This window comes from Paenibacillus senegalensis JC66 (assembly GCF_000285515.1).
GTDB classification, from domain to species: domain Bacteria; phylum Bacillota; class Bacilli; order Paenibacillales; family NBRC-103111; genus Paenibacillus_L; species Paenibacillus_L senegalensis.
The window spans coordinates 1,187,547-1,214,334 of the sequence record NZ_HE610957.1 but is presented as its reverse complement, the minus strand read 5'-3'; the positions used below and the strand labels follow the sequence as shown (position 1 = coordinate 1,214,334).

The 26,788-nt window shown below is 47.6% G+C and carries 24 protein-coding genes; 19 read left to right on the top strand and 5 right to left on the bottom strand.

Annotated elements, in window-relative coordinates:
• The first annotated feature begins 5 nt into the window (after positions 1-5).
• The 9 genes from PSHG_RS05715 (at position 6) to PSHG_RS05665 (ending at position 9,677) form a co-directional block, all read left to right on the top strand.
• Positions 6-317, top strand: coding sequence for a DUF1292 domain-containing protein (locus tag PSHG_RS05715; RefSeq protein ID WP_010270657.1), 312 nt, complete (start codon positions 6-8; stop codon positions 315-317).
• Positions 318-623 (top strand): DUF1292 domain-containing protein, encoded by a 306-nt coding sequence (locus PSHG_RS05710; protein WP_010270655.1) that lies wholly within the window; start codon positions 318-320, stop codon positions 621-623. It begins immediately after the preceding gene.
• Positions 624-774: 151 nt separating this feature from the next.
• Positions 775-1,872, top strand: coding sequence for an endolytic transglycosylase MltG (mltG, locus tag PSHG_RS05705; protein ID WP_010270651.1), 1,098 nt, complete (start codon positions 775-777; stop codon positions 1,870-1,872).
• A 62-nt stretch (positions 1,873-1,934) separates the two neighbouring features.
• A complete protein-coding gene (locus PSHG_RS05700) occupies positions 1,935-2,879 on the top strand; it encodes a peptidase U32 family protein (protein ID WP_010270649.1) in 945 nt (314 codons plus the stop codon).
• Positions 2,880-2,970: 91 nt separating this feature from the next.
• A complete protein-coding gene (locus tag PSHG_RS05695) occupies positions 2,971-4,224 on the top strand; it encodes a peptidase U32 family protein (RefSeq protein ID WP_010270647.1) in 1,254 nt (417 codons plus the stop codon).
• Between the two features lie 278 nt (positions 4,225-4,502).
• The gene (locus PSHG_RS05685; RefSeq protein WP_010270640.1) at positions 4,503-6,605 is read left to right on the top strand and encodes a methyl-accepting chemotaxis protein; all 2,103 of its coding nucleotides are present in this window, start codon (positions 4,503-4,505) and stop codon (positions 6,603-6,605) included.
• An 879-nt stretch (positions 6,606-7,484) separates the two neighbouring features.
• Positions 7,485-8,291 carry a sensor histidine kinase gene (locus PSHG_RS05675; protein ID WP_010270638.1) on the top strand — a complete coding sequence of 269 codons (807 nt, stop codon included), beginning with the start codon at positions 7,485-7,487 and terminating at the stop codon, positions 8,289-8,291.
• The gene (locus tag PSHG_RS05670) at positions 8,288-8,956 is read left to right on the top strand and encodes a response regulator (RefSeq protein ID WP_010270637.1); all 669 of its coding nucleotides are present in this window, start codon (positions 8,288-8,290) and stop codon (positions 8,954-8,956) included. Before PSHG_RS05675 ends, PSHG_RS05670 begins: the two co-directional genes overlap by 4 nt.
• 73 nt (positions 8,957-9,029) lie before the next feature.
• Positions 9,030-9,677 (top strand): YcnI family copper-binding membrane protein, encoded by a 648-nt coding sequence (locus tag PSHG_RS05665; protein WP_010270636.1) that lies wholly within the window; start codon positions 9,030-9,032, stop codon positions 9,675-9,677.
• 141 nt (positions 9,678-9,818) lie between these two features.
• On the opposite strand, the gene PSHG_RS05660 is transcribed toward PSHG_RS05665, so the two are convergent.
• On the bottom strand, positions 9,819-10,517 hold the full coding sequence (locus PSHG_RS05660) for a polysaccharide deacetylase family protein (RefSeq protein WP_042121461.1): 699 nt from the start codon (positions 10,515-10,517) through the stop codon (positions 9,819-9,821).
• Between the two features lie 315 nt (positions 10,518-10,832).
• Here PSHG_RS05660 and PSHG_RS26670 point away from each other — a divergent pair, with 315 nt between their 5' ends.
• The 7 genes from PSHG_RS26670 (at position 10,833) to ant(6) (ending at position 17,659) form a co-directional block, all read left to right on the top strand.
• Positions 10,833-12,032 carry a hypothetical protein gene (locus PSHG_RS26670; RefSeq protein ID WP_010270633.1) on the top strand — a complete coding sequence of 400 codons (1,200 nt, stop codon included), beginning with the start codon at positions 10,833-10,835 and terminating at the stop codon, positions 12,030-12,032.
• A gap of 3 nt (positions 12,033-12,035) precedes the next feature.
• Positions 12,036-12,878, top strand: a complete 843-nt coding sequence (locus PSHG_RS05650; RefSeq protein ID WP_010270632.1) for a divergent polysaccharide deacetylase family protein — start codon at positions 12,036-12,038, stop codon at positions 12,876-12,878.
• A gap of 134 nt (positions 12,879-13,012) precedes the next feature.
• The gene (locus PSHG_RS05645) at positions 13,013-13,441 is read left to right on the top strand and encodes a universal stress protein (RefSeq protein WP_010270630.1); all 429 of its coding nucleotides are present in this window, start codon (positions 13,013-13,015) and stop codon (positions 13,439-13,441) included.
• Between the two features lie 135 nt (positions 13,442-13,576).
• Positions 13,577-13,717 (top strand): hypothetical protein, encoded by a 141-nt coding sequence (locus PSHG_RS30395; protein WP_157213427.1) that lies wholly within the window; start codon positions 13,577-13,579, stop codon positions 13,715-13,717.
• A gap of 179 nt (positions 13,718-13,896) precedes the next feature.
• Positions 13,897-15,315: an NAD-dependent malic enzyme gene (locus tag PSHG_RS05635; RefSeq protein WP_010270628.1), complete on the top strand. Its 1,419-nt coding sequence runs from the start codon at positions 13,897-13,899 to the stop codon at positions 15,313-15,315.
• Between the two features lie 189 nt (positions 15,316-15,504).
• On the top strand, positions 15,505-16,749 hold the full coding sequence (locus tag PSHG_RS05630) for a CapA family protein (protein ID WP_010270627.1): 1,245 nt from the start codon (positions 15,505-15,507) through the stop codon (positions 16,747-16,749).
• 19 nt (positions 16,750-16,768) lie between these two features.
• The gene (gene ant(6), locus PSHG_RS05625) at positions 16,769-17,659 is read left to right on the top strand and encodes an aminoglycoside 6-adenylyltransferase (RefSeq protein WP_010270625.1); all 891 of its coding nucleotides are present in this window, start codon (positions 16,769-16,771) and stop codon (positions 17,657-17,659) included.
• Positions 17,660-17,786: 127 nt separating this feature from the next.
• Here the strand turns inward: ant(6) and PSHG_RS05620 are convergent, their stop codons facing one another.
• The 3 genes from PSHG_RS05620 to PSHG_RS05610 form a co-directional block, all read right to left on the bottom strand.
• Positions 17,787-18,728 carry a metal ABC transporter substrate-binding protein gene (locus PSHG_RS05620; protein ID WP_010270623.1) on the bottom strand — a complete coding sequence of 314 codons (942 nt, stop codon included), beginning with the start codon at positions 18,726-18,728 and terminating at the stop codon, positions 17,787-17,789.
• 90 nt (positions 18,729-18,818) lie between these two features.
• Positions 18,819-19,694 (bottom strand): metal ABC transporter permease, encoded by an 876-nt coding sequence (locus PSHG_RS05615; protein ID WP_010270622.1) that lies wholly within the window; start codon positions 19,692-19,694, stop codon positions 18,819-18,821.
• Positions 19,694-20,437, bottom strand: coding sequence for a metal ABC transporter ATP-binding protein (locus PSHG_RS05610; RefSeq protein ID WP_010270621.1), 744 nt, complete (start codon positions 20,435-20,437; stop codon positions 19,694-19,696). Before PSHG_RS05610 ends, PSHG_RS05615 begins: the two co-directional genes overlap by 1 nt.
• Positions 20,438-20,892: 455 nt before the next feature.
• Between PSHG_RS05610 and PSHG_RS05605 the strand changes: the two genes are divergently transcribed.
• Complete coding sequence (locus PSHG_RS05605; RefSeq protein WP_010270619.1) at positions 20,893-21,408, top strand: hypothetical protein; 516 nt, start codon at positions 20,893-20,895, stop codon at positions 21,406-21,408.
• A gap of 64 nt (positions 21,409-21,472) precedes the next feature.
• Here the strand turns inward: PSHG_RS05605 and PSHG_RS26665 are convergent, their stop codons facing one another.
• Positions 21,473-22,843: a hemolysin family protein gene (locus tag PSHG_RS26665; RefSeq protein WP_010270617.1), complete on the bottom strand. Its 1,371-nt coding sequence runs from the start codon at positions 22,841-22,843 to the stop codon at positions 21,473-21,475.
• 257 nt (positions 22,844-23,100) lie between these two features.
• Here PSHG_RS26665 and PSHG_RS05595 point away from each other — a divergent pair, with 257 nt between their 5' ends.
• Positions 23,101-23,874 (top strand): DUF1836 domain-containing protein, encoded by a 774-nt coding sequence (locus tag PSHG_RS05595; protein WP_010270614.1) that lies wholly within the window; start codon positions 23,101-23,103, stop codon positions 23,872-23,874.
• An 88-nt stretch (positions 23,875-23,962) separates the two neighbouring features.
• The gene (locus tag PSHG_RS05590) at positions 23,963-26,785 is read left to right on the top strand and encodes an ATP-binding protein (RefSeq protein WP_010270606.1); all 2,823 of its coding nucleotides are present in this window, start codon (positions 23,963-23,965) and stop codon (positions 26,783-26,785) included.
• Positions 26,786-26,788 lie beyond the last annotated feature (3 nt).

Sequence of the window (26,788 nt, the reverse complement as noted above, 5' to 3'; positions counted from 1 at the left end):
TTACTATGGCGAACGATGAATTGAACTTGGACGAACCGGAAATTATCTACATTCCAGACGAAGAAGGTAACGAAGAAGAATTTGAAGTTATCATGAAGTTCGAGGTGGACGGCTCGGACAAAAAGTATATGATGGTCGTTCCCGTGGAAACCGAGGACGAAGAGTCGGATGAAGTCTATGCGTTTCGTTACGAGGAAGAAGAAGACGATCTCAAGCTATACACCATTGATGATGAGGATGAATGGAATATCGTTGAAGAAACCTTCAATACACTAATGGCCGAGCTGCTCGAGCATCCTGAGGAAGAGGGTCAATAAGTGCATTATTATCAAGGCAAAGACGCACGTCCGATTGACGTTCTTAAGCAAGCTTTCGGCGAAGAGATTGATCTCATTGACGGAAACCGCGAAGCCACTTACACCTTGCTGGCTGAGTTTGCACTAGGGACACAGGGATACGCGGTGCTAGCGCCCCAGCACAACGAACACGAGGAAGAGCTTGCGATCTTTCGAGTAGTTAGGAATGAGCAAGGGGAGCCGCAGCTAGAATCGATTGAAGATGAGGAAGAGTGGGAGAACGTTTCCGAGGTTTACGATGAGATAACCTGGAATTCGGAGGACTAGCACAGGACGGTTCATGCAGTGGATCAATCCTGCACAATATGCTAGGATAAGAGCGGCGCCCAGTCGCTCTTTTTCCTTGTTATTGCACAAGGATCAGTGCATAAGCGTAATGAGCAGCTGGTAGAGATAGAAAGCAAAGGAGGTTACGCCTATGTCTAAGGAATGGATAGAGGATCGCGGGTCCGTCCCCCGGCCTAAGCGAAGAGGACTCAAAATATTTCTTGCTCTTATTGTCTTATTACTAATATTGGTGGCAGCCGCTGCAGGCTATGGCTATTACCTGTTTCAGCCGATGCCTGCATCAGAAGAGGCGGTACAAATTGAAATTGCTCCCGGTTCCGGCTCCATGCGTATTGCTGAGCAGCTAGAGGATAACGGAATAATTCGCAACAGCTGGATGTTTATCGGCTATTTGCGCCTGAATGAACAAGGGAACCGTTTTATGGCCGGACAGTATGAAATGTTTCCCGGGATGACCTATGACGAAATTATAAACAAGCTGAACAGCGGGGATACGATTGCAGAAGAAACGCTCCGTTTTACGATAGCGGAGGGTTTGACGATTGAGCAGATAGCCCAAAGACTCAGCGAAGAACTGGGATTCGACGAGAATGCTTTTCTCGACCTGGCCAACAAGCCGGAGCTGTTCGAGTCACGCTGGTTAGATGACCTTCCGGATCTTCCCGAGATGAAATACCGTCTCGAAGGTTATCTGTTTCCCGAAACGTATGAAATGAAGCTGGATAGCAATCCGGAGGATATATTCCGCAGAATGATTAACGAGTGGGACCGCAAGCTTGCCCAGCTTCCGCCCGATTGGGAGCAGAAAATGGCAGATAAGAATCTGGATTTTCACCAATTGGTGACCATCGCTTCTTTGATTGAAAGAGAAGTTACGGTAGTTGAGGAACGGCCGCTGGTAGCAGGGGTCATCTTTAACCGGCTCGATATTGAAATGCCTTTGCAGCTTGACGCGAGTGTGCAATATTCGTTGGAGGAGCCTAAGGAACGTTTGTTTCATGCTGATTTACTTGTGGACAGCCCTTATAATACGTATCAGAATGCCGGCCTTCCTCCGGGACCGATCGCCGTGCCAAGTCTATCTTCAATTGAAGCTGTGTTATATCCGGAGGAATCTAAATACTTATTTTACGTGACAAAAAAGGATGGCTCCCAAACACATCTGTTTGCGGAGACATATGAGGAGCATTTAAAAAATATCCAGCTCAGCCAAGGCAATGCCAATTAGCCGTTTTGATTGCGGTAAAGGTTGGAATTTAGAAATCAAGCTGATGGATGGGGGAAGAAGCAATGGCAATAAAAAAGCCGGAGCTGCTCGTAACAGCGGGCTCTTTGGAGGAAATTCGCGCCTATATTAAAGCGGGCGCAACGGCCGTTCAAATAGGGGAAGCCCGCTATGGCATGAGGCTCCCGGGAGACATCACACGGGGACAGCTCAAGGAAGCCGTGCAGCTGGCTCATGATCTTGGTGGCAAATTGTATATAGTCGCAAACAATATTATGTCCAACGAGGTTCTGGATGAACTCCCTGACTATTTGCGGTCCGTGCAGGATAGCGGAGCGGACGCTTTGGTCTTCGGCGACCCTGCTGTTTTGATTTCCATGAAGCAGGCAGGAGTTCAACTCCCTCTGCACTGGAATCCGGAGATGACGGCGACTAATTACGCAACAGCCAATTATTGGGCCTCCAAAGGTGCTGTTCGTTTCGTTCTGGCGAGAGAGCTTAACGAGCAGGAGATTCACGAAATCAAAGCGAATACAGCCATGGAAGTTGAGCTTCAGGTGCACGGAATGACGAATATTTTTCATTCTAAACGGCGGATGGTCAGCGCCTATCAGGGGCATTTAGGAGCCGACAAGGAAGGCGAGTCGGAAGGCAAGTATGGCGTAGACAAGCAAATGATACTGATTGAAGCCGAAAGACAGGAAGAAAAGTATCCGGTCTACGAGGATGTCAACGGAACGCATATCATGAGCTCGGACGATTTATGCCTGCTGGAAATTGCGCATGAGCTGATCGATATTGGAATTGACAGCTTCAAAGTAGAGAGCTTTATGAAATCACGCGAGTATGTCGAAGCGGTGCTTCGCATTTACCGGATGGCTATCGATGCTTACAGCGACAACCCGTCAGACTATGAATGCCGTGAGGAATGGCTGGAAGCCTTGCAGGAGATTCAGCCGAAAGATCGCGAATTGTCATTCGGCTTTATGTTTAAAGAACAAGTTTACTGAATGTCCGGAGTGACCGCAGCGGCAACCTTTATGTAGTGTAGTTAAACAGTCAGACTTGACGAACGAACGGAATCCAAAAGAGGTGATCTCAATGAGCGTTGCTGCCGAAAGCAGCAAATTAACAGGGAAGAAAGCGTTAAAGCGTCCGGAATTGCTCGCACCCGCAGGCAACTTGGAAAAGTTGAAATTTGCGGTGCATTACGGAGCTGACGCTGTATATATTGGAGGACAACGCTACGGGCTGCGCTCTAATGCAGACAACTTCACTTTGGAGCAGATGCGTGAAGGGGTAGAATTTGCAAACCGATATGGCGCCAAGGTGTTTGTAGCGACTAATATATACGCCCATAATGAAGACATCGGGGGATTGGAGGATTATCTCCATTCTTTGCAGGAGGTCGGCATTGCGGCTATCATTGTTGCTGACCCGGTCATTATCGAAGCCTGCAAACGCGCGGCGCCTCAGCTGGAAATTCATTTAAGCACCCAGCAATCCACAATGAACTGGCAGGCGGTTCAGTTCTGGAAAGAAGAAGGGATTCATCGGGTAGTCCTCGCTAGGGAAGCCAGTATGCGTGAAATATTGGAAATAAAAAATAAAGTGGATATCGAAATTGAAGCGTTCATTCATGGGGCGATGTGCAGTTCATACTCAGGGCGCTGCGTGCTATCCAATCACTTTACCGACCGTGATTCCAATCGTGGAGGCTGCTGCCAATCCTGCCGCTGGAAATACGACCTGTTTGCGGGAGAGGAAGAACTCCCCTTGTTCCAGACGGGGGATGATCCTTTTACGATGGGCTCTAAAGATTTATGCATGATCGAGCATATCCCTGAGCTTATTGAATCTGGAGTAGAGAGCTTCAAAATCGAAGGCCGAATGAAAAGCATCCACTATGTCGCTACTGTCGTTAATGTTTATCGCCAGGCTATTGACGCATATCTGGCGGATCCTGAAGGCTATGAATTGCAGCCAGAATGGCTGGAAGAAATTCAAAAGGCGGCGAATCGGCCGTTGAATACAGGATTTTTCTTTTCCACTCCCGGGAAAGCCGAACACATCTATGGACCGGAGGATAAAGCGGTGCCTTATGATTTTGCCGGTCTAGTGATAGGATACGACGAAAAGGCCCGGAAAGCGCTGGTGGAACAGAGAAATCATTTTAAACCCGGACAAGAGATAGAGTTTATTGGGCCAAAGGGAACGGCCTTTAAGCAAAAGGTGGGGCGCCTATTGGATGAGCAGGGTGAAGAATTAAGCGCAGCCCGTCACCCCTTGCAAAAAATCTGGCTCGAAGTTGAACAGCCTGTTCAACCATTTGACATGATGAGATTGAAAAAATGATCCTAAGGGCACATGCCCGGATAGGCTGGAAGACTCACGAAAGCCGGCCCTCTATAGTATCCATACCGGACAAAAAACACCTGACCGTTGCCCCAGATATTGATCCGGGTGAGCGGAATGGTGTTTTTTTATTTGATTTAACAAGGCTTCGCAAGCTTTTCCTAATAGATGAAGCCCGCATGCCGGGTTTCTCCAAAATATTGAAAAAAGTACTAAACTTCACGAGCTGAAATGTCGAATATATAGTCATTAAGACTTATATAGGATGGTGGCTTTCGTTGAAGTTTTCAAAGTGGAGACCTAAAAATTTATTTTCCAAATCCGAAAAGACTGGCGGGGTTTCTAAGAAAGACGGGAAAACCTTTGTCCTGCGAAACCCATTGGGGGCAGTAGGACTAAAATTGTTGCTTATTTTCTTTTTCAGTATTTTAATACCAGTTATTGCATTAGGAACGATCTCCTATCAGGTTTCCAAAAGTGTGGTTGAGAGCAAAGTAGCCCAGGCTGATGAACAGACTATTCATCAGGCTACGGAAAAAATGGATGTGGTTTTTCAAAACTTACAGGATATCACTACCCAGTTTTACGCGGATACCGAGTTTCTGCGGAACTTGGCCCAGTTGAACTCCAGCTTTGAAGGCTACAACCGTTACGAGCTGTTGAACCGAATACAAGGCAGACTAAATACATTTACCAATGCCAATCAGAATTTGCAGGGTCTGTATCTATTGCCGACAGGTGACCGGGATTTGGTCTATAGCGGATACAGTACTACAGTGGATAGCTCCTATAAAGAAGCGGAATGGTATGAAACTGCAATTGCCAGCGGGGGTTCTCCGGTTTGGCTGCCAACCAGGGTAGAGGGCTATGTCTCAGACGAGCCGGTATTTGGAGTCGCCCGGTTGCTGGACAGCCACTATGTGCTCCTGATGGAGGTACGGCCTTCACTTCTGATTAATAACCTGGGGATGCTTGGTGAAGGACGTGAAGGCTCCCAGATCGTTATGGTGGATCAAAACAACAGGCTGGTTTTCTCCCGAGAGTCCACGGATTACGGGCAGGAATATGAAATTAACATTCTTGACGATACAGAAGCTTTTAGAAATGCTTCCTCCACCATCATGGATGTTAACGGCGTAGACAATTTAGTAGTTTACAAGCGGATGAGTATGACGGGATGGCCGATTATGATGTTATCCCCTATGCAGGACTTGATTGCGGAAACCAGCACCATTTCCATGGTTATGATCATTATTATTTCAGTGGCTGTTGTTATTGCCCTTTTGATCGGATTTTACTTTCTGAAAACGATCGGCAGACCGTTAATGCAGCTTAGGAATTTGATGGGGCAAGGGGAAAAGGGCGACCTGACAGTTCGTATGAACTTCAAAAGCCGGGACGAAATCGGGCAAGTGTCTATCAGCTTTAACCGGATGATGGAACAAATTACGCGGCTTGTCCAGCAAACTAACCAATCGGCTGCTGAGGTGCTGGAGACGGCTGGCGTGCTGCTTCATTCTTCTAAGCAAACGGCGACTTCGGCCAAGGAAATTGCGATAGCTACAGAGGAAATAGCTAATGGAGCTTCCAGCTTGGCTATTGAAGCAGAGAAAGGGAATGAATTGACACAAGGAATCGGCTTGCAGATGAAACAGGTCGTAACGGCGAATGTCGAGATGGGCTCTGCTGCGGCTGATGTACATCAAGCCAGCTCCCAGGGCACGGCCTATATGGGTCAATTAATCGAAAAGACGAATGCAACGGAAGAAAAGACCCGGTCTATGGTTGAAAAGGTGGATAAGCTGAAAGAAAGCACAGGCTCAATCCGTAAAATCTTGGATGTGCTGCAAAACTTGACGAAGCAAACGAATATTCTGTCATTGAATGCAACTATTGAGGCTGCGCGTGCGGGTGCGGCGGGCAAAGGATTTATGGTCGTGGCCGATGAGATTCGTAAGCTCGCTGACCAATCGAAGCAATCGATCGAAGTGGTTGGTCAAATAACAGAGACAATTCAACAGGAAATTGAGGAGACCGTGTCGGTTTTGTCTGAGGCATACCCGCTCTTCCAGGAACAGATCATGTCGGTAAAAGAAGCAGACGTTATCTTCAAAAAGGTCCAGGAGCATATGGGAGGGTTCGTTGAACAGCTGACAGCCGTTACGGATTCCATTCAAACCTTGGAAGAATCGCAAATGACACTTCATGAAGCGATGTCCAATGTCAGCGCGGTTTCGCAGCAATCCTCCGCAACCTCTGAAGAGGTCGCTTCTCTTAGCACGGAGCAGCTTAGTGTCAGCGACGGTTTAGTGCAGCTGTCGGAGAAGCTGGAGCGTTTGTCAAACTCATTGAAGGAAACGTTATCCAAATTTACAGTTTAAGCTTTAGAGCCCATCAGTCCCATCAGCCCCCATGTGAGCCAAACACTGCTCGCTGGGGGCTAGTATTTTGCCCCTCGAGAAGCCCACTCTGAAGCTCATTGTGGAGCCATAGTGGAGGTCCAATGGGAGCCATGGTGGAAGCTTATTGTGGAGCCATGGTGGAGTCATTGTGGAGGACCAATGTGGAGCCATGGTGGAGGAGGCCAACTCCAACATGAAAATAGCCAAGTTTTGGCAGGGTCTCGAGTCCTTGTTGCCTGCGCTTTATACGAAATGTCGTACAAATGCATGGGGTTGAAGTGCGAATACCGGAGGGTTGTATGAACCGTCGTACAAATGCAGGGGGTTTAAGGCCAACGACCAGCGATTTGTATGAGAAATCGTACAAATTCATGCGATTTAGGTGTGATTACCGGAGATTTGTATGACAAATCGTTCAAATGCAGGTCTTTAAGCTATTAAGGTGATGCAGCCAGTGTTTCAGACGAGTTGTGCCAGAACCGGAGCAGGCATGCCTGTTTTCGTAGCAAGTTATGTGGAGTGAGGTATGATTACCCGAGATTGCTATCATGCAGGCATTTTATTTTCATAGAACAAAGTCATGTCTTTTCCAGTCGATGTTAACTTTAATAGAAAGACGGAGCACTGGTTTCTCCAGAATGACTATGCATCTCCGGCGATTGTCGCCACTTATCAGACTATCAGTCTGCAGCCTGGCTCCCAAAAGCGGAAGCAGGCTTTTTTAACAGTGATACGCCGCTAAAGCTAGGCATAAAAACCCGGCCCATTTGCTTTAAATGGTTGTTTTTCTATAATAGTAGTAGGGAAGCAGCATAAATTCGCAGAGATTATGCCTAGGCAAGAAGGGGTTAGCGAGAGGTGAAGTATACATTATTCAAATGGTTTACAATTTTGTTGCCCACTTTTATCATAGGTGGCTTCGAGTACGTCCGGCATGAATTTTTGTTGGAAAGTCTGAGTATGGAGGCAGGCAATGCCTACATTACGATTTTGACTCTTATCTCCTTTTATCTGTTTGCAACCTGGATGTTCGGGCGAATCGAAAGTACGAATAACCGGCTGGCCAAGGAGCAGGCGAAACGTGCTGTATATGAGGAACGGGAGCGGCTTGCTGCTGAGCTTCATGACAATATTGCACAAACTTTATTTTTTTTGCAGGTTAAGTTGAACAAGGGACAAACCGAGGATGCGAAATCGATGATTTCGGATATCAATCACGACCTCAGACAAGCTATTTTTAATTTGCGCTCATTGCCCGAGGAAGGCGCGGATCTGGAGGAAAGGCTGCTTAAATGGCTGGAAGAATGGAGCATGATTTCAGGAGTAGAATTGGACACCCGCATATCCTTAGACGGGCATCGTTTTACTTCTGCCGAGGAAGTGCTGCTGTTCGGTATTATTCAAGAAGGCTTTACGAATATTCGCAAGCATGCTCAAGCCAATAATGCGAGCTTGCATTTGCTTGCGCAAAAAGAAGGCTGGGTGCTGAAGATTATGGATGATGGCATCGGCCCGATCGGGCATGAGGGGCAAGCTGACCATTATGGGCTTACGATGATGAAGCAGAGAGCCCAGCAGTTGGGCGCTCATTTTCAATGGAATAAGCGGCAAAAAGGCGGTACAGAAATTATTGTGGCCTGCCGAAAGGAGGGAGCACTTCAATGACTGCATACCGCGTATTAATTGTTGATGATCATCCTTTGGCGCGTGAAGCGGTTCGTGTGCTGCTGGAGGATGACCCCGCATTCGAGATCATCGGGCAGGCTTCCAATGGTCAGGAAGCTGTAGAGCAATGCAGCAGGCTGAAGCCCAATGTGGTGTTAATGGATATTCAAATGCCGGTTATGGGAGGGCTTGAGGCCACTCGAAGAATTAAGGCGGACAATCCGCATATTAAGGTTGTCATTTTGAGCGTTTCGGATGCGCCTGCGGATTTGTTTACCGCTATTCAATTCGGAGCTCAGGGCTATCTGCTGAAAAATATGAATCCTGCCGATTGGATCGATTATTTGCATGCTCTGCTGAATGAAGATGCGGATATGGGAAAAAAAATGGCTGCCAGGCTTTTATACCATTTTCAGCCGATGCAGGAATCAGTCAGCCCGCAGCCCGATTTGTTGACCGGACGTGAAAAAGAAATCTTGGCTTGTATCGCCGAAGGCCTAACCAACCGCCAAATTGCGGATAAACTCATTATCTCCGAAAATACGGTTAAAAATCACGTAAAAAATGTGCTGGACAAGCTTGAGCTCGGAAACCGGGTGCAATTGGCCGCTTATGCGGTCAGTCATCGGATCTTGTTAGCAGAAGATAGCCCGAAAGGGTCATAGTCCAATGGAATGATATACGTTACTCTGTTTAGTGGGGCTTGTCTCTAAAACAAGAGGAACGAAATGAGGGGTTATGTTGAAACGTTGGACAATACTGACAGGTATGCTTCTAGCCGCATTGATGCTCGCTTCTACCGCCTATGCTCATGTAACGGTGAATCCGGCTCAATCGACGCAGGGTAGTTACGAGGTGTTTACTGTGCGTGTCCCATCTGAGCAAGAAGGGTTCACGACAAAGGTAGAGGTTCGGATTGAAGATGGAGTGGAAATTTCCCGGGTTGAACCGAAGCCAGGCTGGATTCATGAAATGGAAAGTGATGCAAACGGCAAGGTGACCTCTGTCTCCTGGACGGCCGAAGGGGATGGATTGGCGAAAACCGAGTTCACCGAATTCCGTATGCAGGGGCGGGTCGGCGAGGAGACGACCTCCATTACCTGGCGGGCCTATCAGACCTACTCAGATGGATCTGTAGCCGAATGGACTGGCGGTGAAGGGTCGGATATGCCAGCTTCCGTCACGCTCGTTCAGCCGCGGCCAGAGGGGGCGGGAACCGACAGCCATGGGCATGTCATCGTTCCAAGTGATGCGGAGTCCGCTTCGGGTGAGAAGCAGGCTGCTCCTGCTGCATCGAACTGGTCCATCTACTTGTCGATTGCCGCTTTGATAATCGCCATTGCCGCGCTGGCTCTTGCGTTAGGACGGGGAAGGGCGAGCAAATAAGGATGTCAACTGCAAAAATTGAAACAATCACCGCTTTCCTCTAAAGGATGACGGTGATTGTTTTTATTTACAGCTCCAGGAGAGCACTTGGCCATAATTTTCTTAGTTAGCCGTTCCGAGCAATGGTTTAAAAGCCCCAATTTACTCATTATGGACGGAGCGGGAATGTTGGAAAGTCAACAGCTCGGATACGGTGACAAAACGGAAGCCCCTCTCATGAAGAATAGGCAAAATTTCCTTCAAGGCTTCTACCGTTTGCCTGGAGCCATTGACATGATCATGAAAAAGCACAATATCTCCGTTCTGCGCATTATTGACCACTTTATTGACTATCCTTTTAACCCCTGGTGATTTCCAATCATTCGTATCCTGGTGCCACGACCATAGAACTGTTAAATATCCGGATTTTTTTGATTCTGAGACGAGGGACTCATTATAAAATCCCCCCGGCGGCCGAAACAGTGCGGGTCGATCACCGGTAATTTTACGCAATATTTCATCGGTACGCTTAATCTCGGCTTCTATGACAGAGGGCGGTGTTGTTTTCTTGAAATAAGGATGGCTGTAAGTATGATTGGCCAGCTCATGCCCCTCTTTGGCTTCGCGGAGGATGATTTCCGGATACATCTCTGCACGATACCCGACAACAAAAAAAGTGGCTTTCGCCCCGTATTGGTTAAGCAAATCTAGAATTTCACCTGTAGTTTGCGGGTTAGGGCCATCATCGAAGGTCAAAGCGATCACCTTTTGCTCCGTAGGTACCTCCCAAATAATTTCCCCGCGGGCCTCGTAGTAACTTCTATCCTTGCTTTCCTGGTATTGTGAAACAGGCTGTTTCATCGTCCCCGTTCGGGCGGCAGAGGAAGGTGAATCGTTCCATGGCACAATCAGAGCGGCACCAATAGCGCATGCTGAGAGCAGACGGCTTAGATGAATGTTCATAATAGGACGCCTCCGCAAGCATTAGTTTTTCTTTTTTCTTAGATTAGGATGGCTTGCCAGGTGCAAAAACATGCTCTCTCCTAAGCCAAGTATATATTACCAAGGACTTGACTAATAAATAATGACGGGTTGTTCAAAATGTAAATGAGCACTTTATTGGGGACTTGGAAAAATTATGGAGGAAGAGAAGTTTATAGCGAAAGGAGAGCAGAAATGGGGCTTCTTCAATCTTGTTGCCATTTATTATTAGGTACATTGCTGGCTCTAATGGGGATTTCGGGAGTTTTTCAGCCAAGCCTGCCGTTATCCCTTAGCCAGGAGGAGCAGCAGAATAAAATTACTTTGTTAATTCAAAGCTCACCTGAGGCAGAGCTGCAGACCCATCTGGAAATCCATTCGCCCGAGCTTGCAGAAGCGATTGTAGAAAATGAAAGGCAGCCTCTGGATTCCATCCCTATGACTGACCGAAGCATTCAGCTGGTAAGGAATGGGAGGACATTTGTTATGGAGCTGGACGAAGCGGGAAACGTGTATGACCGAAGGACCCGGAAGCAGGTCTTGCTGTCTGAAGAACAGAAGGCGGAACTGGCTGGCTACGGGGAGCTCTTAGCCCACAATCATTACGGAAGCCTGCTCAGCTGGAATGAGGCCGACCGGCTTTTGCCCGTGAACAAGAAATTTACCGTGCTGGAGCTGGAAACGGGGAAATCTTTTGAGGTGCAGAGAAGGGCAGGCAGCGATCATGCAGACGTGCAGCCGCTAACGGCAAAGGATACAGCTATTATGAAGGAGATTTATGACGGAGAATGGAGCTGGAAAAGAAAGGCGATACTGGTTCAATCGGATAAGGGCTGGCTTGCCGCCTCGATGCATGGAATGCCTCATGGGGGGGACGGAATTCCGGGAAACAAGTTTAACGGCCACTTTTGCATTCATTTTCTTAACAGCATTACCCACAAGTCCAACCATAAAGATCCGGGCCATCAGCTTATGGTTCATAAAGCCGCAGGAGAAGTCAAGACCTATCTGCGGAGCTTAAACCCTTATGAGTTGGTGGACAGCTGGATCGCTGCTGCACATTTGCAGCAAATACCAATTATGGGATACTTCTTCGGAGATGAGTATGAGGGCGAATGGAACAACATGGTCGATGAAGTGCAGTTGATTCGCTCTATCCGCAGAACGGGAAGCTTTCCAGAGCTGCCCGATCCGGATATGGAGAAGGATAAGACGGACATGAAGCTGACAGTGGAAACAGGAATTCAAATGTCAGGGGGTAAATTAATTAACCGCAAATTGGACTTTTATTTGAGCCTTCATGACGGTTCTTGGCATATTAGCCGAATAGAAGGATTAGGTAAAGATTTGGATAAAAAAGATGAAATTGGGGTAAGTGCGCACAAAGGAGAATAGAACATGGACAACAGAGTCAAGCGGAAATATAAAGCCGGCGGAATCGTACTCATAATCGTTTTTATTCTTTCATTTTGTTTGCAAGCTCCCGCGAGCGAAGCGGCCAAACCAGCCGTGAAAAGAGAGCCTGCCCAGCCTAAAACTGCAGCTGTCGTGATAGATGATTTGGGCAATAATATGAAAGGTACAGAGGACATATTGGCCCTCCCTTTTAAGGTCACCGTTGCCGTGATGCCTTTCCTCCCTTCCAGTAAGGAAGACGCTGAAGCGGCTCACCGTGCCGGTCATGATGTTATTGTCCATCTGCCGATGGAGCCTTTATCCGGAAGGAGCAGCTGGCTGGGCGAGGGAGCGATTATGGTTGGCCTTGACGATGAGGAGATTCGCAAAAGAGTCCATGCAGCCCTGGATGATATTCCTCACGCCATCGGGATCAACAATCATATGGGATCAAAGGCTACAGCTGATGAACGGGTGATGAGAATTGTGCTTGAGGTATGCCGGGAGCGCGGTGTATTTTACCTGGACAGCCATACGAATTACCGCAGTGTAGTTGGTCAGCTGGCTGAGGAGCTGGGAGTTCCTTCCTTGGACAATCAGCTGTTTATAGACGATGTTCATACCAAACGGCATATGAAGCGGCAAATGCGCCTTCTGTCCAAACAGGCTGATCAGTTCGATTATGCAATTGCTATCGGTCACGTCGGCGGCGGCGGCAAAATGGTTGCGGAAGTGTTAAAGCAGTGGTCAGAGGATGGAGGCAAGGATATCCGGCTGGTCGGTCTGTCCACGCTATTTGCCGAGCAGTTTCCGCTGGAGCCTTTTTCCTACAGTTTCTTGCCATAATTGCCCATTAAAGTTGCCGTAATAAAAAGTGTAGTTCAAAGCATGTTCACAACATTATCGCTTTTTTTGGTTTCTTCGGCGATTCGTAAGGGTTAAAATAAGGTAAACAGATATCACGAATGGAGTGATCCCAGATGGCATTTAGCAAAGTTCTCGTTGCATTTGACGGTTCGGAATTGTCCACTAAGGCTTTAAACACCGCATTAGCTTATTGTCGGGAAAACCAAGCACAGCTTGAGGTGCTTCATGTCGTTAATTTCCAAAATTTTGTTGTTGGCGAAGCGATGGTCGCCTTTCCCGTTCCTTTGCAAAAGGAGATTCAAGACAATGCGGAGAAGCTGATGGCGAAGGCCGAAGCGCAAATGGAGGGCTTGCCGGGCTCCCGGGTCGTTTTAAGACAGGGATCACCTGCCGCTGCTATACTTGACCATGCCGAAGAGAATCAGTGCGACTTGATTATAATTGGAAGTCGCGGGTTTGGCGCCTTTCGCAGCTTTATGCTCGGCAGCGTGAGCAACCATGTTGTGCAAAACTCTCAGATTCCGGTTCTCGTCATCAAATAATTTCGCGATTAATGCAGAGGGTTACTCTCTCTGGCGCGTAACTCATCAGGGTAATAAGTTTGAACATTTGGTGACAGCTACAATCTCCAGGGCTTTTGCGGGACGGAAAGTGCTACAATAAAGGCGTCTGTCTGTATGGCTTGGAATGAAGGAGATGGCGCGAGCATGATTGGAGTCACTTTATTTATTTCTTTTATCTGTATTGCGGTTATTTCAGGACTTACTTTCTGGGTTACCAAACTTGCCTATTCGCGAAAGTGGGATGACCCTGAATAAGCTTGAGAAAGGCAACCGACCTGAATATTTATGCATATTTAAACAACTCCGCCTTGCAATCAGGCGGTTTTTGTTTTATAAAGGAACAAAGTGGCGTTAGTTAGCAGGATGTCCTGCTAACCGGAGCGTAAAGTTAATTGCCTGATGATAAGTGAAAAAGAATACGGGGGGGAAGAACTTTGAGCAGAGGAGCAAGCGCCAGCACAAGTGTCGTTTTACGTCTAGAGATTGATAAAGGACAGGCCACATTCGGCCAAATTGCTACGGCAATCGGGGAAGCCGGCGGAGATATTATCGCTGTCGACGTGACCCGGGCCGGGAAGGAAACGACTACACGCGATATCACGGTCCAATTAATGGATGCCTCCATGACCGATGCTATGGTCAAATCCGTCGGGAGCCTATCCGGTGTTAAAGTTATTAACGTTTCTGACTCAACTTTTTTGCTTCATCTCGGCGGTAAGATTGAAGTGACCCCCAAAGTACCAATTAAAAACCGCGATGATCTGTCTCGTGTTTATACACCGGGGGTCGCCCGGGTATCGATGGCTATACACGAGAAGCCTTCACGGGCTCATAACTTGACTATCAAGCGCAATACCGTAGCTGTCGTTTCTGACGGCTCGGCTGTGCTTGGACTCGGCAACATAGGTCCGCTGGCTGCTATGCCGGTTATGGAAGGGAAGGCGATGCTGTTTAAACAGCTTGCCGGCGTTGATGCTTTTCCGGTATGTCTGGATACACAGGATACGGAAGAAATTATTCGTACCGTTAAGGCAATTGCACCCGCATTTGGCGGCATTAATCTGGAGGATATTTCAGCGCCGCGCTGTTTCGAAATCGAGCAAAGGCTCGCGGAAGAGCTCGATATTCCGGTATTCCATGATGATCAGCACGGCACTGCAGTAGTGCTGTTGGCCGGACTGCTGAATGCGTTAAAGCTTGTGGGCAAGTCCATTTCCGAGTGTAAAATAGTGCTCTGCGGGATTGGTGCCGCGGGAATGGCCTGCAGCAAAATTCTGCTGGCTGCCGGCGCCGTCAATGTCATAGGGGTAGATCGGGAAGGCGCGCTTGTGGCCGGCAAGAGCTACCCTCATGCCGAATGGGAATGGTATGCGGCCAACACCAACCCTAACCGTGAGGAAGGGAGCCTGAGCGACGTCATTGAAGGTGCGGATGTCTTCATCGGTGTATCAGGACCAGGTGTTCTTAAGCAGGAGGATGTCAAGAAGATGGCCAAGGACGCGATTGTATTTGCCATGGCTAATCCGACGCCGGAAATAGCACCGGAGGAAGCTGAAGGCTATGTTCGAGTCATGGCTACCGGACGTTCTGACTACCCGAATCAAATCAACAATGTGTTATGCTTCCCTGGATTGTTTAAGGGGGTGCTGGAATGCCGTTCTTCCAAAATAACAGAAGGAATGAAACTGGCGGCTGCGAGAGCGATTGCGTCAGTCGTAAGTGACGCCGAGCTAAATGAGCTGTATATCATTCCTAGTGTGTTTAATCAGAGCGCCGCAGAAAAGGTCAGAGAAGCAGTCATCGACGCAGCCTATGAGGACGGGGTGGCCCGCAGAAAAGACTTTAGAGACTAGTGCTGCAGATATAGATCAACACGGTTTTCGAGTTTGCCTATCTCTTGCTGCCACATGTTAATGCAATCGAGCTTATGATGCAATAGGCTCGCATAAAAGCGAAGCCGGCGAGTGCCATTCTAGGCCGGCCAGTTTTGTACCACGGATATTGGTTTAACGAGTGGCTGGACGGGCTCGTTTCTAGGAGGCATGATGGAAGTTAGAAAGTATATTTTCATGGCAGGTTTGCTTGGATGTCTCCTTTTCTCAGGCGGCTGTTTATCTTCGCCTTTCGGAATAGATCATTCGGCTTCAGAGGTTGCCCCGTCCGCTAGCAGCGGGAACGGGCAGCCGATCCAAGGGGACCCGACCCCCGCAAGTTCGGCTCCATCCCCTACCCCTGAGCCGATCATGGAGCAAGTGACGGAGGCGACATTCGCCGCAGTCGGCGATGTGCTTATTCATCGCTCGCTGTATTATGACGCTGAGACAGAGGAAGGATATGATTTCTACCCGATGTTTGCGCTTGTTGAACCTTATTTGTCTGGGGCAGATTTGGCCATGGCGAATCAGGAATCAATCATCGGAGGAGTCGACTTAGGGTTGTCCGATTATCCCAGGTTCAATAGTCCGTTTGAGGTAGGGACTACTTTGAAGGATATCGGGATTGATGCCGTTACTATGGCCAATAACCATACCTTGGACAGAGGAAAACAGGCGGTGCTTAACGCGATCGAACATTGGGATGCCATCGGCATGATTTATACGGGAGCTTACCGCTCTGCGGAGGACCGCGACCAGCTGCGGGTGGTGGAACGAAACGGCATTTCATTTGCCTTGCTTGGGTATACCTACGGTACGAATGGAATTCCCGTGCCCGAAGGCAAGGAGTACTTGGTCAATTTGATCGATTTGGAGCGAATGGCAGCGGATATTGAAAATGCCTGTGAGCACGCTGATGTCGTTGTTGTCCAGCTTCACTTCGGAAATGAATATGAACGTATGCCGAGCCCAAGCCAGAGAGAAATGGTCGAGCAGTTAGCGGCTGCAGGAGCGGATCTGATCATCGGTCATCATCCGCACGTGCTTCAGCCGTTTGAATGGATTGAACGGGACGATGGAAGGCGGACATTCGTTGCTTATTCGTTGGGCAATTTTATTTCCGGGCAAGAGGGCGTGTACAGAGAGATAGCAGGAATTGTTCAGCTTGATGTAAAAAAACGGATGCTGGGAGACGAGATAACGATAGAATTAAGTAATCCGTCTTTTTTGCCCACCTGGACTCACAAAAGAAATTGGCGGGATTACCGGATTATCCCGCTCGATCAAGTGACTGATCAGCAGCTTTCGGGTGCGGCTCAATACTATAACGAAATTGCAGACCACATCCGGCAATGGATGCCGGAATTGCAGCTGATAGAGAGCTATTCACCGGATCATTTGGATTCCGATTGAACGGAGGAGGGGGATTATTGTGAGAAGTGAGCAAGAAATGATGGATTTGCTCCTAGGCTTCGCCAGGGGCGATGAGCGGATTCGGCTGGTCACTCTGGAAGGTTCACGCACGAACCCAAATATTCCTCCCGATAGCTTCCAGGATTACGACATTTCTTACTTTGTAACGGATATGGCCTCTTTTAAGAAGGACGATGCCTGGCTTGAACCTTTCGGCCGAAGGCTAATGATGCAAAAACCTGAGGCTATGGAGCTGTTTGAGCCGGAATTAGGAAATTGGTTTTCTTATCTTATGCTGTTTGAGGATGGAAGCAAGGTTGATCTGACGCTCATTCCTATAGAAGAGACAGAATTTTATTTTACTCGCAACGATGGTTTGGTCAAGGTGCTGCTGGATAAAGACAGGCTAATCCCCCATGAGGTTGTGGCTACCGACAGCCAGTACTGGATCCGGAAACCGACGGCTGGGGAATTCGACGATTGCTGTAACGAGTTTTGGATGGTGTCCACTTACGTGGTAAAAGGATTAGCCAGACAAGAAATCTTGTTTGCGATCGATCATTTAAACGAAATCGCACGGCCTAATCTGTTAAGGATGATGGCTTGGCAAATCGGATTCACTCATGGATATACGTTCAGTTTAGGGAAAAACTACAAATTTTTGCAGCGCTATCTTCCCCAGAATGATTGGAACACCTTGCTGTCGACTTATGCGGTTAACAGCTGCGAAGCCGTGTGGGAGTCTTTATTCACTTGTTATCAATTGTTCAGAAGCTGCTCGAGAACTTTGGCGCAAAACCTTGGTTACCCTTATCCGCATTACGATGAAGCAATTACCCGATATACCGATTTCATATATAAGTCAGCAATGACGAACAGATTTTCCAATAATGCCGGCCAAACTTCCTGATGGACAAGGATGAAGGATCTGCTTTAGCCGCCAAATATTTCCCGGTAAATAATGTATAAAAAACGCAGATGAGTAGAATGATTGTTGTTCTACCCATCTGCGTTTTTGAAAGGTTGGCAGCAGGACTTTACTGCAGCCCCTTAACAATAGTGTCAATATTATGCTTCATCATGGAGAGATAAGTGTCGCCAACTTCACCTGGAGAAGCCAGTGAGTCCGTGAAGACAGTTCCTACTATAGGAATACCGGTCTCATTGGAAACCATCTCCATGCTGCGCCGATCAACGCTGGTCTCTACGAACAAGCCCTTCACATTCCTCTGCTTAAGGTTATCAACAATGGCCTGTACCTGTTCAGGTGTTCCTTCACTTTCAGCATTGATTTCCCAAATATACCCGGATTCAATTCCGTATGCCTCGCTAAAATATTTGAAGGCCCCTTCACTGGTAACGAGGTATCGCTGATCCTCGGGGATGTTCCGGATTTCGGCCACTGCATTCTCATGAAGCTGTTCCAGCTCCTTCAGGTAAGCCTCTGCGTTGCTTTGGTAATCTTCAGCATGATCCGGGTCTATCGCTGAGAGTGCATCTCTGACATTAGCCGCATAGATCATTCCGTTGCGTAAATCGAGCCAGGCATGGGGGTCCATTTCTCCTTCATTACCTTTGTCAGTTAAAAACTTGACCTTTACCCCTTCACTGATTTGAAAGACGGGGGCGGAATCGCCGGTTTTGCCAGCGGTCGCCAGAAGCTTTTCAAACCACGAGTTTCCTGCCTCCAAATTAAGGCCATTGAAAAAAACGGCATCCGCATCAGCGGTATTTCTGACATCCGCTGGCAGAGGGTCGTATTCGTGAGGGTTAGCCCCATAAGGAACCAAGCTGATAACTTCTACATGATCTCCTCCCACGTTCATAACGATGTCATACAAGATAGAGTAAGTAGTAACCACCTTAAGCTTCTCTTCGTCGCCAAACCCTGCCCGGGGAGCGCTGTTATCTGCACATCCCGCAGCAGTTATCATAAAGATGGACATAGCCAAGGCGATGCCCCATTTTTTCCAGTTCATGATTAAAGCTTCACTCCTTTGTCCTAATCTGGAACCCAAGCTGGGACTCTATAGTTTACTAACAGATGCTTAAAGCTCCAGGTTATCATGCTATTGATCCAGCACCTGCATGTTTACCCGGGCTTTTTGCTGCTTGGATCTCCATTTCTTCAAGAGCATTCCGTGCTTCGGAGAGAAAATAAAAGCAAGAAAGAACAGGGCTGTTGAAGCGACAACGATTGTAGCGCCTGAGGCCAGATTATAGGTATAGCTGAAATAAAGACCGATAATGGATGCTGCTGCCCCCAGCATGGCGGAGAGCCAGAGCATGATGCTTAACCGATCGGTAAGCAAATAGGCTGTAGCTGCTGGAGTGATAAGCATGGCTACGACGAGGATAATGCCGACCGTTTGCAGAGACGCCACGGTTACCATGGTGAGCAGGGTCATCAGGAAATAGTGAATCCACTTAATGGGCAGCCCATAAGCGGCTGACATTGTGGCATCAAAGGTGCTGACCAGCAGTTCTTTATAAAATAAATAGATACAGCAGATCACGATAAAGCCAATGATGAGGGTAAACCACATTTCCGAAGCGTTCACGACCAGTACATTTCCGAACAAAATATGGTACAGATCAGTACTCGTTCTCATCATAGTGATCAGAATAATTCCGAGTGCGAAGGCGAAGGTAAACATAATTCCGATCGAGGTATCGTTCTTAATCCGGCTGTTCTGGCTGACAAAGCCGATGCCGATTGCCGTTAACACACCGGTCAATACAGCTCCGACAAAGAAGTTAATGCCGAGCATATAGGAAATAGCGACTCCGGGCAAAACGGCGTGGGAGATTGCATCCCCCATCAGGGCCATTCCGCGCAAAATAATGTAACACCCAATGACTCCGCAGATGATTCCCACCATCATGGAGGTGAACAATGCCTTCTGCATGAATCCATAATTGAACAATGCATGAATGAAATCCATCAGACGCTCACCCCTAACTCCTTCAGGAAAGAAAATTCTCCGCTGTAGGCTTTGGCTAAAACTTCAGGACGGAACACCTCTCTAGCTTCTCCAAAGGAAACGAGCTCCCGATTAATCAAGATCAGCTGATTAAAGTAATCCGTTGCCTTGCTTAAATCGTGATGAACCACAACGATCGTCTTGCCGCTGTCCTTCTGCTGTTTCAAGATGCTGACAATCGTTTCCTCGCTGGCAGCGTCCACTCCAACGAATGGCTCATCAAGAAAAAAGATATCCGGTTGTTGCGCCAAGGCCCGAGCGAGGAATACGCGCTGCTGCTGGCCGCCGGAAAGCTCGCCGATTTGCCTGTGGGACAATGCATCCATCCCGACTTCCCGCAGGCAATGCAACGCCCATTCTTTATGTGACTTTTTAGGCTTTCGGAACCAGCCGAGACCCGGGTATGTTCCAAGCACAACGGTATCCAGTACAGAAATGGGAAAATTCCAATCAATGTCGTTACGCTGAGGCACGTAGGCAATCCGCTTGCGAATAGCTTTAATGGATTGATCAAAAAACGATATTTCCCCGCGATCTCTCGGGACGAGATCAAGCAATGCCTTTAATAAAGTCGATTTGCCGGCGCCATTAGGACCTATAATACCTACCAGATTGCCAGGATAGAGAGAGAAGCTTACATTCCGCACCGCTTCGTTACCATAATACGAGACGTGCAAATTTTGCACAGATACTGCAGAGCTCATTTAAGGTTCCCTCCTTTACACAGTACTAAGCATTTATCAGTATATAATGGGACAAATAATTTGTTTCCTCCCACACTTTTTTCGAACAGGAATATTAAATGCCTTGACCCAAAAAAGTTTCCCTTGAGCAAAATTTTATAACCATCCCGCCTTTTTGTCAAGATCTATGTTTGGCAGCATTCATTAACTTAAGGAAGAAAGCGCTCTGCGCAAATTTTACAATCTCTTGACGAAGCTATACATTTGACAAAAGCTGTACTACAATTTGGAAGGGGAAGAGGGAGTCCAAGCTTTCCGAAGGAAAGCAACTTCGGGAGCATATGCTAACAGCGATCGGAGGTCCCCTCATTCCCCGCAGTGATTTCCTCCTTTGTTGTCAACCACTAGTTTAAGTTTTGAGCCGAAATTCTTGATGGAAAAATTAGCGATCAGCTGATCGTAAGGGAGGTCCCGAATTGAAGGTCAGGCGTTCTATTATTTTATTCATATTTATCCTGATGCTCGGCGGCAATTCCTTAGTTGCGGCGGAGGAAGAGGAGCAGGGAATCTTTATCTCGCGAGTTTCTTTTGGCAATGTGCACGTTAATCAATCTACAACCTACAGCGTGCAGGTAATTGATCGTTCCATATCGCCAGATGAAGACATTAATCATTTGCCGCCTGTGGATGCAGAGGTAACGGTTTCCATGAAATTAGGAAACCATATACTGGCACAGACGCTGGAGCGAACGGATCAGGGGTATCAAGGCACGATAGCGTTCCCGGAGGAAGGGGATTGGACTGTTGTAGTAAGAGCCAGCGGTCTGAATGATTTTGCGGGTTATGAAGATGAAGTGGAAATGAGCCTGAAGGTCCAGCCTCAGGATCGTACATTGTCCTTCGTTTGGGGAGTGGCTATGGTCATTTTGGCTGCCGGCATTATTTATCTTATGCTTAGAATCAGAAGCTTGATGAAACAGGGGAAGAAGTAGCCCCATAAATAAGCCAGCCTGCCGGGCAGCGGTCGAATCCGCTCCCGCCAGGCTGATTGTGCTTTTATTTCAGTTTACCCAGCCGGTCCTTCAGCCTGTTTCTTGATTCTTGAGCGGCCGGAGGCTCCGTGAGACTGTCAGCAACCGGATCTGCATTCCTGATTTCAATTTTGCGGATCCGGTGCTTTTCCTTTTCCAGCACCGTAAACTGTAATTGCTCGAACTGAAGCGTGCTGCCCTTGCGGATCTCCGGGTTTTGCCCATAGAGCCACCCGCCAATAGTATCCATTTCTTCACTCTCAATGATGACGTTGAACAACTCGTTGATATGGTGCAGAGATACTTTACCGTCGATAATGTAATGCCCATCGGCAATTTTCTCGACTTCCCTTTTTTCCTGGGCATCGAACTCATCCCGAATATCTCCCACAATTTCCTCTAAAATATCTTCAATGGAAACCATACCGGAGGTTCCGCCGTATTCATCCACCAGAATGGCAATATGGGCCCGTTTGTGCTGCATTTTTTTCAGCAGGGTTTTGACAGGTGTTGATTCCGGTACCGAGAGAACAGGCAGCATGACTTGCTCAAGACTCAATTCCGGATTGTCATCGAATCGAAGAAAGAACTGCTTGGTATTGACCATACCGATGATGGTATCTTTGTTTTCTCGGATTAATGGGAAGCGGGTGTACTGCTCCTCTTTCATAATTTTCAGGTTTTTATCCAAGGGATCTTCAATATCCAGACATATCATATCGGTTCTTGGCACCATAATCTCTCTTGCCAGAAGATCGTCAAAGGCGAAGATGCGGCTTACATAGCCAAACTCCGTTTGATTGATTTTCCCGCTTTTGTAGCTGTCAGACAAAATAATCCGCAATTCCTCTTCCGAGTGGGCCTCCTCATGTTCCTTGGCAGGACGAAGGCCGAACAAGCGTACTAATTTGTTAGCTGAACCGTTCAACAGCCAAATAAAAGGATACATAATATGGTAGAACCAAATAATCGGTCGGGCCAGCAGCACAGTCACGGCCTCCGCCTTTTGGATAGCTAAAGTTTTCGGAGCCAGCTCACCCAAAACGACGTGCAGGTAAGTGACGATTAAAAAAGCAATTAAAAATGACAGCAGGGAGACCAATTGGTCGGGAATCGCCAAGGAAGCAAATATAGGATGCAGCAGTACCTCTACAGTCGGCTCACCCAGCCACCCCAAGCCTAAAGCAGTAATTGTAATTCCCAATTGGCACGCGGATAAATAACCATCCAAATTCCCCGTAACCTTTTGAACAGCAAGTGCGTTTTTAGCCCCTTCCATCACCATTTGGTCGACCCGGCTGGGACGTACCTTAATGATGGCAAACTCCGTTGCGACGAAAAAGGCAGTTAGAACTAGTAGGACAATAAACAAAAAAATACTTAAGCCAGTGGACATCTCAATCTCCTCTACGTTAAGAGTGTATTTGCATGAACGCTCAAATTTCAGGTTCATATGAACTTATTATATCCTGCTTGACTGAAACGGGCAAAGTGCATAATAACCTGTTTATGACTATTTACACCATATAATGAACATTGAAATCATATCCCGCGCATATTTCTGCCGATTGCTGTTCATTTGACAAGCTTGACAAGTAATCTTAAGATAAGTTCATAAGAACTTCAACTTCGGAGAAAGGGGCGGCTGTTACAGTGCAAACCTTTTTTTTGACCCGGAACCAGATGGCTTCTCTGCTGCTATCGCTGCAAGGAAAAAGCGGAAAAACTCCCCTATCTATATTACAGGAGGCTTGGGCAAAATCCCGTGAGACGGATATTTTGCACGGTAAAACATTCGGTGCTTTTCTATCCACCTCGCTGCCGCCAATATTTGAAAAATTGATCAAGGCAGGGGGGAGCGATAACGGGCTTTCCCTTAATGAAATAGTTTCTCTGGGCAACCAAATTGAATATACGAATTTTTCCATTACTTCCGTGCAAAATTGGGTGAAAAGAGATATTAAGTCTTTGTTAGGTTCTCCTCATATGGGCAAGAAATATTCCATAGAACAAGCCGCTATTTTGTTTATCGTTGAAGATTTGAAATCGACCTTGGACTTTGATTCGATCCGCAAGCTGCTTCATCTTGTTTTCAATGATCCTCAGAATCTGCATGACGATTGGATCAGTCCGGTGCAGCTGTATTCCGCATATTCTGCCCTATATGAGGATATTGATCAAAATGATGACCAAGTCCTTGATGTTCATGGCCACTATGCCGGTAATCGAAATCATGATCACATTATGGAACACATCATGAAAAGCAAGGCGGATGGCTATGTACACACATTGGATCATTTGAATAAGGAGCAGCAGGAGACCGTCAGCCGTATTCTGGTCGTTGCTTTGGTATCCGCACAAACCTGTTATTTCCAGGCTCTGGCCAAACGATTCCTGAACGCGTCTTTGTTTCTGCACGATCTGTAAACATCTTACACTGCTTGCAGATGAATTTGAATGAACCAAATTAAAGAGTAAAATTTCAACTGTGCAATTCCCGGGAGGATAAGGAGACATGGGATTTCGGAAGAAGCAGTATTTAGGATTTGGTCTTGTTTTGTTTCTGATGTTGGCTATGGTTATCGTTGTGATGGGGATGCTGACAATGATACGCAGCAATGTGACGGAAATTGTTGACGACCGTTATCAAAAAGTTAAGATGGTCACGGACTTTCGCAATGAGTTTACAAGGATGGATTATGAGCTTGCTGCGGTTGCTGCTCAAGGCTCGATATCGTCGCAGAACGCTGAATTGATAAATCAATTGCGAAACGCATCGCTTGCTCATCTCTCATCACTGGAATCCGTTATCAATTCAGAACAGGGCCGGCTGACTTATTCTACTCTACAGGCTGATCTGAACCATTACCTGGCCACAATGGATCAGCTGGTCAACGACCTGCAATCAGGCACCCCGGCAGCAGTTGAGCAGCTGCATGCCCAGTCCCAGCTGCTGCGCCAGGATGTTATACTGGGGATGGAACAGTTTAAAGCTATGCAGGAAGACTTGATGCAGCAGGCGCTGGATCGCTCAATTGAAGTATTTAACTGGATTATTACGGTAGTTGTTGGGACCTCGCTCATCTGTTTGCTGGCCGGCCTGTGGATATCCTCTTGGGTTATTCAGAGCACCTCGAGAAGCATTCAAAAAATAACGAGTGTCATGGGATCTATCGATGTCCAAAAGCAAGAGGAATTTCCCCGTATTCCAGTGGAAACCGAGGATGAGATTGGCTCCATCTCCGCCGCCTATAACTCGATGGCCGAATCTTTGGAGAAGCACAGCGAACGTGAAAAGGAGTACATCGAAAAAATTGAGAGGCAAAATTGGGTCAAAACGAGAGTGGCTGAAACGGCCACTATGTATCAAGGCATGTCTGATTTGCAAACGCTTGGCCGAACGTTTATCAGCACCATTTCCGAGATGCTTGGCGCCCACTATGCTGTGTTTTATCTAATGGAGAACAATCAGGGAGAGAGCCGTCTTACTAAACTGGCTTCTTTTGCCGCAACTCATGAGAAGGTCGGAAAGGAAAGCATTGCCCTTGGGGAAGGTCTGGTAGGACAATGTGCGCTGGAAAAGCGGCAGTTTGTGCTAAACGACGTGCCCCGGAATTATGTTGAAATTCAGTCGGGCCTCGGTCAGGCGGCACCAGCCTGCATCGTTATCGTTCCCGTCATCTATGAAGGGGCTGTAGAAGCCGTCATAGAGCTGGCTGGACTTGCGCCATTTACGGAGCTGCAGATGAATTTACTGCATGAGGTATTGGCTCCTCTTGGTATAACTATTGATAATCTGCATGGAAGAATGGAAGTTGAGCGTCTGCTGCGCGAGTCACAGGTCATGACTGAAGAGCTTCAGACGCAGGCGGAAGAGCTGCAATCGCAGTCGGAAGAACTGCAAATGCAGACAGAGGAGATGAAAATTACAAACGAACAGCTTGAGGAGCAGAACCAGCTGGCGGAACAAAAAACTATGGAGCTGGAGAAGATGAAGGCCGAGCTCGAAAAGCATGCTCAACAGCTTCAGCAGAGTTCGCGTTACAAATCCGAGTTTTTGGCTAATATGTCTCATGAATTAAGAACCCCGCTCAACAGCATGCTGATTCTGTCACAGATGCTTTTCGAAAACCGGAAAGGACATCTTTCCGCAGAAGAACAGGAATACGCCCGTGTTATCCATTCCGCGGGGAACGATCTGCTTAATCTGATTAATGATATTTTGGATTTGTCCAAGATAGAGTCCGGTAAGGTGGAGCTTTTTGTTAGCGAGGTTAGCCTGCAGGCGCTGCTGGAATCGGTAGATCGCACCTTCTCGCAGCTTGCTCTTAATAAGCAAATCCGTTTTAATGTTCAGTATGATCCTAACTTACAGCCCATGATAGCTACAGACGAGCAGCGTTTAACCCAAATTATCAACAACCTGCTTTCGAATGCATTTAAGTTTACAGAAAGCGGCTCAGTTACCCTTTCAGCCCGTACAGTCGGAACTAAAAACATTGGCGGGAAGGTACAAGAGGGAGTGGTCGCGTTCTCGGTTACGGATACTGGGATTGGAATTCCAGCGGATAAGCAGCAGCTTATTTTTGAAGCATTTCAGCAGGCGGATGGGGCCACAAGCCGCAAATATGGGGGAACCGGCCTTGGGCTGTCCATTTGCCGGCAATTCGCCGAACTGATGGGAGGAACGATTGAGCTGCAGAGCGAGGAAGGCAAGGGAAGCACCTTTACTTTATATATTCCCTGCCTGCTCGATAAGCAAGCGGGGGAGAGGGAAGTCATGCACGGCAAGCTGGAGGCGTCCGCAGCGAGCGGGCAGCTTGACAGCATCGGTCATGAGCCTGAAGCTCCGGTTTCCTCGGGATATGCGCCGCATCCATATCGGAACGACTCGACAGGTGCTGTATGGGATCGTCCCGGTGATGAACAGCGAAGGAATCGGGAGCTAGAAGTCGATGCACAGTTTGCGGGCAAAAAAGTGTTGATCGTTGATGATGATATACGTAACGTGTTTGCCTTGACAACCGCTTTGGAAAATCAGCAGATGGAAGTAGCTGTAGCAAATAATGGCCGTGAAGCACTGCAGGCGCTGGAGGATAATCCTGATTTTGATCTCGTTCTTATGGATATTATGATGCCTGAGATGGACGGTTTCGAAACGATGCGGATTCTTCGCAGCAAGAAGCGCTTTGCCGAGCTTCCAGTCATTGCTTTAACGGCTAAGGCTATGAAGAGCGATCGCGAAAAATGCCTGGAGGCCGGGGCTTCGGATTATATCAGCAAGCCCCTGCACATGGATCAGCTGTTCTCCTTGATGCGCGTATGGTTGGCCAAATGAAAT